Source organism: Duganella sp. GW822-FHT06D06 (assembly GCF_058799615.1).
This window is the reverse complement of sequence record NZ_JBXALQ010000007.1, coordinates 147,572-160,080: the sequence shown is the minus strand read 5'-3', so window position 1 is coordinate 160,080 and position 12,509 is coordinate 147,572. Positions and strand designations below refer to the sequence as shown.

At 65.8% G+C, this 12,509-nt stretch carries 13 protein-coding genes and 1 tRNA gene; 3 read left to right on the top strand and 11 right to left on the bottom strand.

Going from position 1 to position 12,509, the window contains the following annotated elements:
• Window positions 1-4: 4 nt before the first annotated feature.
• Window positions 5-1,009 (bottom strand): alpha/beta fold hydrolase, encoded by a 1,005-nt coding sequence (locus AC1RMD_RS15240; RefSeq protein WP_492927519.1) that lies wholly within the window; start codon window positions 1,007-1,009, stop codon window positions 5-7.
• A complete protein-coding gene (locus AC1RMD_RS15235; RefSeq protein ID WP_492927518.1) occupies window positions 1,006-1,425 on the bottom strand; it encodes an Ohr family peroxiredoxin in 420 nt (139 codons plus the stop codon). Before AC1RMD_RS15235 ends, AC1RMD_RS15240 begins: the two co-directional genes overlap by 4 nt.
• Window positions 1,426-1,582: 157 nt before the next feature.
• Between AC1RMD_RS15235 and AC1RMD_RS15230 the strand changes: the two genes are divergently transcribed.
• Complete coding sequence (locus AC1RMD_RS15230) at window positions 1,583-2,050, top strand: MarR family winged helix-turn-helix transcriptional regulator (RefSeq protein ID WP_492927517.1); 468 nt, start codon at window positions 1,583-1,585, stop codon at window positions 2,048-2,050.
• 116 nt (window positions 2,051-2,166) lie between these two features.
• On the opposite strand, the gene AC1RMD_RS15225 is transcribed toward AC1RMD_RS15230, so the two are convergent.
• Window positions 2,167-2,240, bottom strand: a tRNA-Gly gene (locus tag AC1RMD_RS15225).
• A gap of 12 nt (window positions 2,241-2,252) precedes the next feature.
• Window positions 2,253-4,355, bottom strand: a complete 2,103-nt coding sequence (locus AC1RMD_RS15220) for an acyltransferase family protein (protein ID WP_492927516.1) — start codon at window positions 4,353-4,355, stop codon at window positions 2,253-2,255.
• Window positions 4,356-4,523: 168 nt separating this feature from the next.
• On the opposite strand from AC1RMD_RS15220, the gene AC1RMD_RS15215 reads away from it, so the two are divergent.
• Window positions 4,524-6,179, top strand: a complete 1,656-nt coding sequence (locus AC1RMD_RS15215; protein WP_492927515.1) for a methyl-accepting chemotaxis protein — start codon at window positions 4,524-4,526, stop codon at window positions 6,177-6,179.
• A gap of 6 nt (window positions 6,180-6,185) precedes the next feature.
• Here the strand turns inward: AC1RMD_RS15215 and AC1RMD_RS15210 are convergent, their stop codons facing one another.
• The 6 genes from AC1RMD_RS15210 to AC1RMD_RS15185 form a co-directional block, all read right to left on the bottom strand.
• Complete coding sequence (locus AC1RMD_RS15210) at window positions 6,186-6,605, bottom strand: DUF6916 family protein (RefSeq protein WP_492927514.1); 420 nt, start codon at window positions 6,603-6,605, stop codon at window positions 6,186-6,188.
• Between the two features lie 19 nt (window positions 6,606-6,624).
• Window positions 6,625-7,149 (bottom strand): phage tail protein, encoded by a 525-nt coding sequence (locus tag AC1RMD_RS15205; protein WP_492927513.1) that lies wholly within the window; start codon window positions 7,147-7,149, stop codon window positions 6,625-6,627.
• A gap of 9 nt (window positions 7,150-7,158) precedes the next feature.
• Window positions 7,159-7,698, bottom strand: a complete 540-nt coding sequence (locus AC1RMD_RS15200) for a phage tail protein (RefSeq protein ID WP_492927512.1) — start codon at window positions 7,696-7,698, stop codon at window positions 7,159-7,161.
• A 24-nt stretch (window positions 7,699-7,722) separates the two neighbouring features.
• A complete protein-coding gene (locus tag AC1RMD_RS15195) occupies window positions 7,723-8,235 on the bottom strand; it encodes a phage tail protein (RefSeq protein ID WP_492927511.1) in 513 nt (170 codons plus the stop codon).
• Between the two features lie 96 nt (window positions 8,236-8,331).
• Window positions 8,332-8,961, bottom strand: a complete 630-nt coding sequence (locus AC1RMD_RS15190) for a PEP-CTERM sorting domain-containing protein (RefSeq protein WP_492927510.1) — start codon at window positions 8,959-8,961, stop codon at window positions 8,332-8,334.
• Window positions 8,962-9,121: 160 nt separating this feature from the next.
• Window positions 9,122-10,216, bottom strand: a complete 1,095-nt coding sequence (locus AC1RMD_RS15185; RefSeq protein ID WP_492927509.1) for an SMP-30/gluconolactonase/LRE family protein — start codon at window positions 10,214-10,216, stop codon at window positions 9,122-9,124.
• Between the two features lie 65 nt (window positions 10,217-10,281).
• Here AC1RMD_RS15185 and AC1RMD_RS15180 point away from each other — a divergent pair, with 65 nt between their 5' ends.
• Window positions 10,282-11,547: a M28 family metallopeptidase gene (locus AC1RMD_RS15180; RefSeq protein ID WP_492927508.1), complete on the top strand. Its 1,266-nt coding sequence runs from the start codon at window positions 10,282-10,284 to the stop codon at window positions 11,545-11,547.
• 11 nt (window positions 11,548-11,558) lie between these two features.
• Here AC1RMD_RS15180 and AC1RMD_RS15175 read toward each other — a convergent pair whose 3' ends face one another.
• Window positions 11,559-12,497, bottom strand: coding sequence for a LysR substrate-binding domain-containing protein (locus AC1RMD_RS15175; protein ID WP_492927507.1), 939 nt, complete (start codon window positions 12,495-12,497; stop codon window positions 11,559-11,561).
• Between the last annotated feature and the right edge of the window lie 12 nt (window positions 12,498-12,509).

Sequence of the window (12,509 nt, the reverse complement as noted above, 5' to 3'; positions counted from 1 at the left end):
CGCGCTAGTAAGCGTCGACGTCGATCACGGCCTGGGCGAACGCCTGCGGCGCTTCCTGCGGCAGGTTGTGGCCCACGCCCTTGATGACGCGATGCGTGCGCTTGCCGGAGAAGCGGGCGGCATAGCCCTGGCCGTCCGTGGCCGGCGCCACGCCGTCGCTGTCGCCGTCGAGCGTGATGGTCGGCACGGCGATCACGGGACCTACCGCCAGTTGCCGCTCCAGCGCATCGTACTTCGGATCGCCCTGCTCCACGCTCAGGCGCCAGCGGTAGTTGTGGATCACGATGGCGATGTAGTCCGGGTTGTCGAACGACGCTGCGCTGCGCTCGAAGGTGGCCTGGTCGAAGCGCCACTGCGGCGAGTTGGCCTGCCATATCAGCCTGGCGAACTCGCGGCGCTTGGCCTGGTAGCCCGCCTTGCCGCGCTCGGTGGCGAAGTAGAACTGATACCACCAGCCGTGTTCCACCTGCGGCGACAAGGGCAGCTGGTTGCGCTCGCGGTTGTTGATCAGATAGCCGTTCACCGACACCATCGCCTTGCAGCGCCGCGGCCACAAGGCGGCGATGATGTTGGCCGTGCGCGCGCCCCAGTCGTAGCCGGCCAGGATCGCCTGGTCGATCTTCAGCGCATCCATCAGCGCGATGATGTCCAACGCCACCGCCGCCTGCTGGCCGTTGCGGAACGCGGCGTCCGACAGGAAGCGCGTGCTGCCGTGGCCACGCAGATGCGGCACGATCACCCGGTAGCCTTGCGCCGCCAGCAGCGGCGCCACCTCGGCGAAACTGTGTATATCGTATGGCCAGCCGTGCAACAGCAGCACCGGCTTGCCGTCGGCCGGACCGGCTTCGTAATAGCCCACGTCCAGCTCGCCGGCGCGGATTTGCCTGATCGGCGCCAGCGGCCGCGGGGCCTCGGCGGCGTGTGCCAGCGAGGAGAACGGCAGCTCGGCGGCGGCCAGGCCGACCGCCGCCAGGGCGCCGGTCAACAGCGTGCGGCGCCCGGTATTCATGCCGCCAGCGCCAGCTCGACGTGGATCTTGTCCAGCGCCAGCTTGGAGTACGGGCAGATCTTGTCGGCCGCGTCGAGCAGCGCCAGGGCCAGTTCGCGGTCCAGGCCCGGCAGGCTGACGTTCAGGCGCGCCTGCAGCAGGTAGTCTTCGCCGGTGGTGCCCAGGTCGACTTCGGCGTCCACCGCCAGGTCCGCAGGCAGTTGCACCTTCATCGCCCGCGCGGCCAGGCCCATCGAGCCGATGAAGCAGGCCGACCAGCCGGCCGCGAACAGCTGCTCAGGATTGCTGCCCTGGCCGTTGCTGCCGGGCGAGGACAGCTTGAGGTCCAGGCGGCCATCGCTGCTGCGGACGCTGCCGTCGCGGCCGCCGGTGGTGTGGGTCTTGCCGGTGTACAGTACTTTTTCGATGTTGATCATGGCGGAAGTTCTCAAGGTTAGCTGTCTAAGGATTTAAATCGCATCCGATGCAATCGGATGAGACGAATAATAACCCAGCCAAAAACAAAGTCAAGCAGTTCCGATCAAATCGCGTGCGATGTATAATGGACAGCATCCAGATCAAGAAGGAATCGCCATGACCGCCAACGCCCCCGCCCAACCGACCGCCCGCAAGCTGGCCGACTTCCTGTGTTTTTCGATCTACTCCGCCAACCTGGCGTTCGGTCGCGCCTACCGTCCCATCCTCGACGAGCTGGGTTTGACCTACACGCAGTACATCGCGATCATCGCGCTGTGGGAGCAGGACAACCAGACCGTGACCAGCCTGGGCGAGAAGCTGTTCCTGGAATCGAACACGCTGACGCCGATCCTGAAGAAGCTGGAAGCGATGGGATATCTGCGCCGCGCGCGCGATCCGGGCGACGAGCGCCAGGTGCTGGTCAACCTGACCGAGGCCGGCCGCGCGCTGCGCGAGCGGGGGCTGGAGATGAACCTGGTGGAGGCCTGCGGCCTGACGCCGGATGAATTCTCGACGGTGCAACAGGCCGTCGCCACCCTGCGCGACAGCCTGCTCAAGTCGACGCAGGGCAAGGGCCAGGCATGACGAGGAAGCGTTACTGGCTGTTCGTCGGCTGGATGGGTATCTGGTGCTGGGGTCGGCGTTCTCGTGGCATGACCTGCTCGCCTATACGGTTGGCATCGTACTGGTCGTGGCCGTCATGGAGCGGGTGAAGGGAATCGAACCCTCGTCGTAAGCTTGGGAAGCTTCTGCTCTACCATTGAGCTACACCCGCGTGCCACGCATTCTACGCGGGTTTGCGTGGTTTTGACAACGTTACGGCTTGCAGCAGCTTGATCAACTCACTCCCCACCAGTCGGCCTCCGTCCAGCGACAGGTGGTCATCATCGCGATACAACATCTTGCCGTCCTTGATCGCCCAGCAGTATTGTCCATCGCACAGCGGCGCCGCCGCGTCAAACAGCTGCACCGACGGATAGTCCTTCAAGACCGTGGCGACCAGATCGCGATATGCCTTATTTCTGTCGTCAAAATCTTTTCGCGGGATGGCGCAAGGCTGTTTCAGGCGACCGGTCAGCCGGTAAGGTCTGGAGTCCACACAATTTTTCGGATCGAACCCCAGTTCCGGGTTATCCAGCACGAAGATAATGTTCTTCTTGCTGGCGACCAGTACATCCAGCGTTTCCCGCATTGCCGTTTCCAGGATCAGTTGACGAGCCGATAGGTCCGGATGGGTTGCCGATCTCAATACCCAATCATGGTTTTTCTCGTCGGCGTAGTCGTTATAAAAAAAGCCTTTGGAAGACAAATAAAGCGGACCGCGAGACCACAAGAGCACCGTGTGAATACTGTCGTGCTTGATGGAAAAATCGAGCGCCTGGTCTGCAATCTTCAAGCAGTTTTTCTTGCTTGCCTCATCATCGGATTTTTTATCGAAACTCATTAGATTCGTATAAGGCAGGCAGCCGCCGGCGCCGAGATGAATGAGGTTTTCCCCGCCGCCGCTCAAGACATCGCGGATGCCGGGGTAGGCCGCCAGTCCGTGCGAGTCGCCCAGTATCTGCACGGTCGGCGCGCCATCCTTTGCCATCCGGCAGTAGGGGAATTGGACATCGCTCTTGAATAACATAGTGCACCGGCCATCCTGGTTCTCGGGCAACCAAGGCGTGTTCTGATTGGAAAACATGGCATTGCGCGCCACCACGTCGCTCACCCGAAACCCCAGTCCGTCGCGCGAATACGCGTTGTAGCCCAAGCCGCCGATCAGCGTGGCGAGCGCGCACAAAGTGGCGATCTTGCGCCCGGTCGGAAGGCCATAGCGGACCGGCTTCTCGATCAGCCAGTACGTCAACACCGCCAGCACCGCGCTGGCCCCGACTGCCGCCAGGCGGATGCCAGGCGCAGGCGTGTCGGACTCGACGATACGGGCGAATGCCAGCAGCGGCCAATGCCACAAATAAAGTGGATAGCTGACCAGTCCGATCCATATGACGCCTTTGCGCGACAACACTTGCCGATTGACCCAGGCCTGTGGACCGGCAATGATCAACAGCATCGCTCCAAGCACCGGTGCGAGCGCGCGCGCGCCGGGGTAGGGCAAGCTGCGGTCGTACGCGGCCACCGCGTAGACAACCAGCGCCATGCCAAGCAATGACAGGCAGTTGGCGAATGACATCCCGCGCTCCGCACGCTTGAATATCCGGGTATTCATCCATTGCGTCCACGGGTGCCCTGCTCCCAGTGCGTGGAGATAGGCGAGCCCTGATCCCGCCATCAGTTCCCAGAAACGGGTTTGCGGCGCAAAGAAAGTCTTGGCCGCATCCTGGCTTACCCCATGATAATTGAGCGCGAAAGAGGCCACGCCGAGCACGACTACCGCAGCAAAAATATTCAGCCGCGCCTTCCATGCCAGCCACGCCAGCAGGGGGTAGATCAGATAGAACTGCTCCTCGACCGCCAGCGACCACAAATGCATCAGCGGCTTCATTTCCGAGGCCGTATCGAAATAGCCGGCTTCGTGCCAAAGGGCCAGGTTCTGCATGAAGCCCATGCCCGAGGCAATGTGCTTGCCCAGCAGTTTGAATTCATCGGGCAGCAAGACCAGCCAGCCGATTGCGTAGCACGTGCTGACGACCAATATCAAGGCCGGAAAAATCCGCTTGACCCGGTGCGCATAGAATTCGCCGAAGGAGAAATCGTTGTTTGACAGGCTTCTGAATATGATCAGCGAGATCAAATATCCAGAAATGACAAAGAAAATATCCACGCCGATGAAACCGCCCGGCGCGATGCGTGGAAAAGCGTGATAGGCGATAACAGGCAGAATCGCCAAGGCGCGGAGGCCATCGATGTCCGGGCGATAGAGGGGATGGAAATTCGATTTCGACATTAATTATGGAAATAAGCGAGACTGTGATGGGCGTCTCAACTGCCCGCGCTCGCCATTTTATGCGACCCGGGCGCACCACGGGCACTATCATGACATTTGGGAAATAGTTGACACCTGAATCTGTTAGGATGCTAGCCACCCTCGACAACCCCATGCACAGGATCGCCCATGCGCAGCACATCCCCGGCAACCGGCCGCGAAACCGTTCTTGAAGACGGCAAGCCCATCGTCACCACCACCGACCTCCAGGGCCGCCTGACCTACGCCAACTCCACCTTCGTCCACGCCAGCGGCTACGCCGACGAAGAGCTGGGCGGGCGCCAGCAGACCTCGCTCTACCATGGCGACATGCCGCCCGAAGTCGATGCCGACATGTGGCGCACCGTGCTGTCGGGCCAGCCGTGGCGCGGCCTGGTCAAGTACCGCTGCCGGGACGGCGGCCATTTCTGGTGCATCGCCAACGTGACGCCGGTGATAGAAAAGGGCAAGACCACCGGCCTCATGTCGGTGTGCACCAAGCCCAAGCGCGAACAGATCCAGGACGCCGAACAGCTCTACCGCACCGTCCAGGGCAGCAATCCGGACGGCGTCCGCATCGTGCGCGGCGGCGCCGCCGCGCGCGGCTGGCGCCGCTGGACCCAGGCGCTGCGCGACATCACGCTGGCGCAGCGCCTGGCGTTGTGCTTCGGCGGCATGGCCGTGCTGGGGCTGGCGATCGCCGGCCACGCCGTCTGGCCCTACAGCGACAGCGCCCTGCACTGGCAGGCGCTGCTGATGGTGGCGCTGGCCCTGTACAGCTGGCGCAACCTGCACCTGGCGGTGGTCGCGCCGATCAAGGCCAGCATCGACGCGGCCCGCATCCTGGCCGGCGGCGACCTGACCACCCGCATGGCGGTCGACCGCCACGACGAACTGGGCCAGCTGCAAGCGTTCGTGCGCCAGCTGAACCTGAACCTGGCGTCCATCCTGGTCGACATCCGCAGCAACTTCACCTTGACCCGCAGCACCACCACCCAGGTGCGCGCGGCCAATGCCGACCTGTCGGCGCGCACCGAGGCGCAGGCGGCCAACCTGGAGCAGACCTCGGCGCACATGGGCCAGATCACCGGCACCGTCAGCCAGACCGCCGACAACGTCAACACCGCCAGCGGCGTGGCGAGCGAAGCGACCGCGCTGGCCGAACGCACCGGCGTGGCGGTCACGCAAGTGGTGGCGGCGATGAACGACATCCGCGCCTCGTCGAGCCAGATCGTCGACATCATCAGCCTGATCGACGGCATCGCCTTCCAGACCAACATCCTGTCGCTCAACGCGGCGGTGGAGGCGGCGCGCGCCGGCGAGAGCGGGCGCGGTTTCGCGGTGGTGGCCGGCGAGGTGCGCAACCTGGCCCAGCGCAGTGCCGCCGCCGCCAAGGAGATCAAGACCCTGATCGACGCCTCGGCCGGCAAGATCGCGATCGGCGCCGGCATGGCCAGCGCCGCAGGACAGGACATGGATGCGGTGATCGCCGCCATCGGCCGGGTGGCCGCCATCATGGGCGACATCAGCGGCTCGACGCGCGAGCAGAGCAGCGGCGTCAACCAGGTCAAGGACGCCATCATGCAACTGGACGAAGTCACCCGCCAGAACGCCCTGATGGTTGAGGAAGCCGCCGCCGCCACCGGCGTGCTGGACGTGCAGGCGCAGGCCGTGGCCAAGGCGCTGGAAGTGTTCAAGCTGCCGCCACAGGGCAAGCCGGGCAAGGCCTCCGCCAACCTGGCGCTGATCGCCTCGAACCGCGCGCGGCCGCAACGCGCGGCGCCGCCTGTGGCCCGCCGCGCCTGACGGAAGCTAGTTCATCAAGTTGAAGTCGGCCCGGTAGTAATTGCCTTCCGGGCCGTTGCCGGACAGTTGCAGGTAGATGGTCTGCTTGCCGAGGTTGGCATGCTCGACCTCATACATGCCGCTGGCCAGCGACTGGCTGGCGGCCACCGCGAAGGTCAGCGAAAACTGGTCGCCGCGCGCCTGCTCGAAGTGGCGCTTGACGCTCAACAGCGTCATCGCGATCCCCCGGCTGCCCGGATACACATTGAAGCGCTCCTGCAGCAACGCCAGGTAGGCCGCGCTGCCGGCCAGCGCCGGCGCCGGCGCGGCGCCGATGCCGGCGACCGGCGCGGTCCTGGCCTTGGCCTTGGCCAGCTCGGCCGCTCCGCACAGGCCGCTGCCGCCCAGCATGCCGCCGGTGGCTATGACAAAAGTTCGCCGTTCCATAGTCATTCCTTCACGAAGATTAGCTGTGCGGCGGGAAAATTCCCTGCAAGGCAATAATGAAATTGAGCTCCAGATAGGGCTGCACATTGTTGTGCGCCAGGCCGCCGCCGGTCGACGCGGTGATCACGGCGCCACCCATCGGCTGCAGCGGCGCCGGGCCGATATACGGCGGCGTCGGCGAAATCGACACCGCCAGCGTATTGCCGTTCGGGCTGGTGGTGGTGGCCGGCGCGCCGGACGCCAGCATGTCGTGCCCGTGGACCGGCGTCTGCGCGGCGTTCACGGTGACGCTGGCGGCGCCGCCGGCCTCGCCTTGCAGCCGTTCGCTCAGTCCGGCGCCCTGGCCCACGCCCAGCGGCGCGCGCTGGCGCAGATTGGGCAGCGCGAAGGTGCTCTTGCCGTCGCCGCCGTATTGCGTACCCAGCAGCGAGAACAGGGCGGTGTTCTGCGCGATCGGCAGGATCTGGCCATCGCAGGTCGCCCAGCCGGCCGGCGCAAAATTGCCGGCAAAGAGGCGGATTTCCGCAACAAAGGGATCGGCCATGGTGTCTCCTTAAGTTTGAGATGGATAAATGCCGAACAGCGAGATGATGAACTGCACCGCCAGGAAGGGCGCCATATTGTCGTGCGGCTGGCCGCCGCCGCCGACGCCGATGGTGCCGGCGCCCATCAACAAATTGGGCCCCGCGGTGCCGTACAGCCTGGGCTTGGGCGACGGCGCCGCCGGCACCCAGCTGCTGCCGTCGGTGATGTTGATCGCACTGGCGGCCGGCGGCGGCACGGCGTTGCTGGCATTGACCTGGTGCTTGTGCGGCGGGATATGCGCGATGGTCAACGCCACCTGCTCCAGCCCGCCCTTTTCGCCGAGCTGGTAGCTGGTCCCGCTCAGCGTGCCGACGTGCACCGGCACCCGCCCGGTCAGGTCGGGCAAGGCGAAGGTTTCCACGCCGTCGCCGCCGTAGGTGGTGCCGATCAGGTTGAACAGCGTGTCGTTTTCCCAGATGGGCAGCAGCGCGCCGTCGCAGAACGCCCAGCCCTGCGGGGCGAAGTTCCCCGCGAACATACGAATTTCACCGATATATGGCGTAGACATGAATGGTCTCCTGGAGCGGGTCGCTTAATTACGCGAAGGGAAAATGCCGACCAGCGCGATGCCGAACATGCTGGTGGCGTAGGGCTGGCGATTTTCATGCGCCTGGCCGCCGCCGGCGTTCGCCACGCTGGCCGGCGACAGGGCCGCGCTGCCGTCGTAGCTGTGGAAGACGTTGGCGCCGCCGGCCGGAATCGAACACAGGTAGTTGCCGCTGGGACTGGTGGAACGCAGCACGGTGGGATCGGTTTGGTTGACCGCCCGCATGCTGTGGCCGTGTTGCGGCAGCTCCGCCGCCGTCAGCGTGTGCGTGGCTTCGCCGCCCTGCGTGCCGGGCAGCGTATTGTGCATGGGCATGCGGCCGCGCATGTCGGGCAGCGCGAAATTGGTCCGGCCGTCGCCGCCGTAGTTGGTGCCGAGGATGGAGAACAACGCCTGGTTCTGGTTGATCGACAACAGTTGTCCGTCGCAACGCGCCCAACCCTTGGGAATGAAGTTGAAACTGAACATGCGGATTTCGCCCAAAAATGGTGTTGACATGGTCGCTCCTGATGACAAGGGAAGCCGCGCCGGTACGGCCGGGCGGCGGATGGAAAATGCGCCGTCGGGCGACGGCGATCGGGCGGTCGGGCCGACTCAGCCGCGTCGGCGGCGCCTGGCGTGGCCGACCAGCAGCATGCCCAGGCCCAGCGACAGCATCAGCGCGGACGACGGCTCCGGCACGGTGGTCACGCCGGTCAAGTACAGCGCCACATTGTCGATCGCGGTGTAGTCGTAGTAGTTTTGATTCGAAAATTGCAGCCAGGTCAGAGGCTTGTCGGTCATCAGATTGGCGATCGTGATGTGGGTCCAGTCGCCGTCCGTGTTGCTCTGCTGCCAGACGACCTGGCCGTTGAACAGCACCTTGGACTGATTGAGCACCGGATCCGTCGGGTTCGCATGGTAGCGTTGCAGGTCGAAACTCAGCGTGTAGAGATCGCGCAAAGGCGAGCCAAACTGGCCATAGTGCCCGTCGGTGTGGACCTGTTGCCCCAGGATGCCGGCGCCCAGGTAGGCGCCATCGCTGTACACCGTGTTGAACAGGTCGGACAGCGGCGAGCCGGAATAGTCGTAGCCGACCGTTTGCGCCGATGTGTCGCCGCTTTGCGTCCAGTGAGTCGACAGCGTGGCGGCGGAAAAATCGCCATCGGCGACCAGGTTGGCGGCAAAGGCAGACGGGGCGCCGAACGCCGCGGCGCACAGCAGGGCAGAAAATAGCTTACGCATGGCTAACCTTCAAAAGATTTGAGGATATGGCGAGCAACAGTGCGGCTATTTTACTGTAAAAATTTCAACAAATTATCATTATGATAGCGGTTTGAAAAAAATATTGCCCAAACGTTGTTTTTATTGAAGTAACAAGTTCGTGGCATATTGACAATCACTCTCAGCGCTTGATCCAGCCTATGCCGCCGGCGCCGAGGTTGTGGATGTACAGCCGCTCGGCCGTCTCGGTGACGCCGGTGGTCACCGGCGAGGCGCCGCCCGGGTCCTGCAGGTCGGCGACGATGCGGCCGTCCTCGGTGAACGCCAGCACGTGGCCGTAGGGCTTGGGCTCGGGCCACAGCGCGCGCGGCAGGCGCAGCATCAGCTTGCGCAGATACGGCTTGTCGGCCATCTGGTCGAGATCGTTGCGCGGGCCGGACAGGCCCAGCCAGATGCGGCCGCCGGCGCCGCGCACCAGGTTGTCCGGATAGCCGGGCAGGTTATCGAGCAGCACCTGCGCCTGCGGCGACGCCACCCGCACGTCCAGTCCGGCGGCGTCGACGGCGATCTTCCAGACCCGGTACTTGCCGCTCTCGCTGACGTACAGCCAGCGCTGGTCGGAGCTCAGCAACACGCCGTTGGAAAAGCTCAGGCCGCCGGCCAGCACCCGCGTGGCCTTGCTGGCGGGATCGTATTCCAGCACGCGCCCGGTCGACGATTGTTCCAGCACGTCCAGCATGGCCGCCTCCATCGTGTCGCGCTGGACCGGGCCGAAGCGCTGCGAAGCGTCGCTGAAGTAGATCTTGCCGTTGGCCGCCACCGCCACGCCGTCGGCGAAGCGGATCGCTTCGCCGCCGACCCGGTCCGCCAGCACGCTGACGCTGCGGTCCGGCGCCACCGACAGCAAGCCCTTGACGGCGTCGGCCACGATCAGGTTGCCGGCGCCGTCGAAGTCCAGGCCCAGCGGCCGGCCGCCGGTGTCGGCATAGGTTTCCAGCGCCGCGCCGTCGGCCCGCATGCGCAGGATCTTGCCGCTGAGGACGCCGGTGTAGAGCTTGCCGTCGGGTCCGGCCAACACATGCTCGGGCCCCACTTCGCCGCCCAGCGCAATCTGCCGCGCGCCAGCCAGGCGCTGGTTGGCCGCATGCATGCCCGTGTAGCCGGGCGGCGTGGGCGCGCTCCAGCTGACCGGTTCGATGGGCACCGGCCACAGGCCGAGATAAGCGGCGACGATCAATGCGGCAAACATGGACACCTTGGCGATTTTTTTCATCATGCGCCCAGTCTACGCAATCTTGATGCAGAATGGCAAAGCCAGTTTCACCCCACCAGAGGATGCCGATGAAAACCGTAGTCGCCCTGAGTACCCTCGCTATCGCGTTGGCCGTCGCCGCGCCGCTCGCCCACGCCCAGGGCGCGGCCGCCGCCGACCCGATCGCCACCCTGGTCGGCCAGCTCGACCTGGAAAAATACAAGGCCACCATCAAGAGCCTGACGCGCTTCGGCGACCGCCGCCAGGGCACCGAGCGCAACCGCCAGGCGCTGGACTGGATCGAGGCCCAGCTCAAGTCCTACGGCTGCAGCAACACCGAACGCCTGCAATACCAGTACACCCAGCCGGCGCCGGACGCGCCCGCGGCCAGGCGCGCGCCGGGTATTCCCAGCGGCGGCGCCGGCGGCCCCGCCGGCCAGGGCGGCAGCACCTTGTTCGGCAACCGCGCGGCGATCGGCGTCAACACCGATCCGCTGCGCCAGCCCGATGCAACACTGCGCGCGCTGAACGCCGAGCAGACGCCGGTCGGCACCTCGCTGCGCGAGAACGTTTATTGCACCAAGGTCGGCAGCACGCATCCGGAGGAAATGTACATCGTCAGCGCCCACATGGACGGCATCGGCTTCGGCGAGGCCGCCAACGACGACGGCTCCGGCACCGCGCTGGTGATGGAGCTGGCGCGCATCTTCAGCGCGCCCGGCGTGCGGACCGAACGCTCGATCCGCTTCGCGCTGTGGAACAACGAGGAGACCGGCTTGAACGGCGCCACCGCCTACGCCATGCAGCGCAAGGAGATGCAGGGCATCGAATCGCCCAAGGGCTCGGGCAAGTATCCCGAGCCGAAATGGCTGGGCCTGATCCAGCACGACATGATGTTGTGGGACCACGGCATGCCGATCGCCAAACTGGACGCGGCCGGCAAGCCGGTGCTGGACGCCAAGGGCCAGCCGCTCTACGTGTCGCCGCCGGCGCAGCGGCGCGAGGCCGACGTCAACATCGAGTACCAGTCGGTGTCGCAGCAGGCGGAAGGATCGGCGCGGCTGGCCTGGGCCATGCGCGCGGCCAACGACAAGTACGCCAGCCACTACCCGGCCGCCGTCGGCTTCCACATGACCAATACCGACTCGACGCCGTTCATGGACCTGGTGCCGGCGATCTCGCTGCGCGAGAACGAGCGCGGCCAGCAGATCGGCGCCGGCTGGAATCCCAACTGGCACCAGCCGACCGACGTCTACGCCGCCTATTCCGACCTGGACTTCCTGCTGGGCCTGAACGCGGCGCAGACCACGCTGGCCGGCGTGGCCAAGCTGGCCGGCGCCGGCCTCAAACCGTAAGGCCTGCGGCTTCAGCCTCCAGTAGCGACCGCGGCGCGCGCCAGCGCCGGTTGCGCGGCGATCGCCTGCAGCACGATGTCGTGCAGACGCTGGGCCGGCGCGCCCAGCTCGTCCGCGCCGCGATGCAGGCGCAGGCCGATCACCGGCAGCGGCGGCAGGCCGGGCTGCTCCAGCGCGCGCAGGGCCGGCGGCAGGCCGAGCTGGGTGCGCACCGTCACCCCCAGCCCGGCCGCCACCGCCGCCCACACGCCGCCCAGGCTGGGGCTGCTGAAGGCGATGCGCCACGCGATGCCGGCCCGGTCCAGCGCCTGCAGCGCGGCCGAGCGCATCATGCAGGGCGCGTCCATCATCACCAGCGGCAAGGGCTCGCCGTGCCCGCTCCAGGCCGGCCAGGCGGCGCCATCGACCGCGCCGACGCCGGCCGCGGCTATCCAGCGCATCGGCAGGCGCGCCAGTTCCGGCGTGCGCGCCACGGCCGGCGACGCCAGCGCCGGATCGCTCCAGGCCAGCGCCAGCTCCAGCCGCCCGGCCGCCATCTGCGCCATCAGGTCGGCATTGCGCGCCACGCAGGCTTCGATGCGCAGCCTGGGATGGACGCGGGCGAAGCGGCCCAGCACTTCGGTCAGGATGTGCTCGCCGAAATCCTCCTGCATGCCCAGCCGCACGCTGCCGGCCAGCTCGGCGCCGCGCACGGCGCCGGCCGCCTCGTCGTTGAGCTCCAACAGCCGGCGCGCGTAGCCCAGCAGCGATTCGCCGGCCGAGGTGGTCACCATGCCGCGCCCTTCCTTGCGCAACACCGGCATGCCCAGCTGCTGCTCCAGTTTCTTCAGCTGGGCGCTGACGGCCGAGGTGGACCGCCCCAGCCGGTCGGCCGCCTTGGCGAAGCTGCCCAGGTCGACGCCGGTGACAAAGGTGCGCAGCACATCGAGGTCAAAAGTAATTCGTCGCATAACCATCCCGAT

Excerpts from the sequence above, each read along its gene's own strand:
- AC1RMD_RS15235 (WP_492927518.1), bottom strand. The coding sequence starts at position 1,425 with ATGATCAACATCGAAAAAGTACTGTACACCGGCAAGACCCACACCACC.
- AC1RMD_RS15200 (WP_492927512.1), bottom strand. The coding sequence starts at position 7,698 with ATGTCTACGCCATATATCGGTGAAATTCGTATGTTCGCGGGGAACTTC.
- AC1RMD_RS15210 (WP_492927514.1), bottom strand. The coding sequence starts at position 6,605 with ATGGAACGGCGAACTTTTGTCATAGCCACCGGCGGCATGCTGGGCGGC.
- AC1RMD_RS15205 (WP_492927513.1), bottom strand. The coding sequence starts at position 7,149 with ATGGCCGATCCCTTTGTTGCGGAAATCCGCCTCTTTGCCGGCAATTTT.
- AC1RMD_RS15190 (WP_492927510.1), bottom strand. The coding sequence starts at position 8,961 with ATGCGTAAGCTATTTTCTGCCCTGCTGTGCGCCGCGGCGTTCGGCGCC.
- AC1RMD_RS15180 (WP_492927508.1), top strand. The coding sequence starts at position 10,282 with ATGAAAACCGTAGTCGCCCTGAGTACCCTCGCTATCGCGTTGGCCGTC.
- AC1RMD_RS15175 (WP_492927507.1), bottom strand. The coding sequence starts at position 12,497 with ATGCGACGAATTACTTTTGACCTCGATGTGCTGCGCACCTTTGTCACC.
- AC1RMD_RS15195 (WP_492927511.1), bottom strand. The coding sequence starts at position 8,235 with ATGTCAACACCATTTTTGGGCGAAATCCGCATGTTCAGTTTCAACTTC.
- AC1RMD_RS15215 (WP_492927515.1), top strand. The coding sequence starts at position 4,524 with ATGCGCAGCACATCCCCGGCAACCGGCCGCGAAACCGTTCTTGAAGAC.
- AC1RMD_RS15185 (WP_492927509.1), bottom strand. The coding sequence starts at position 10,216 with ATGATGAAAAAAATCGCCAAGGTGTCCATGTTTGCCGCATTGATCGTC.
- AC1RMD_RS15230 (WP_492927517.1), top strand. The coding sequence starts at position 1,583 with ATGACCGCCAACGCCCCCGCCCAACCGACCGCCCGCAAGCTGGCCGAC.
- AC1RMD_RS15240 (WP_492927519.1), bottom strand. The coding sequence starts at position 1,009 with ATGAATACCGGGCGCCGCACGCTGTTGACCGGCGCCCTGGCGGCGGTC.
- AC1RMD_RS15220 (WP_492927516.1), bottom strand. The coding sequence starts at position 4,355 with ATGTCGAAATCGAATTTCCATCCCCTCTATCGCCCGGACATCGATGGC.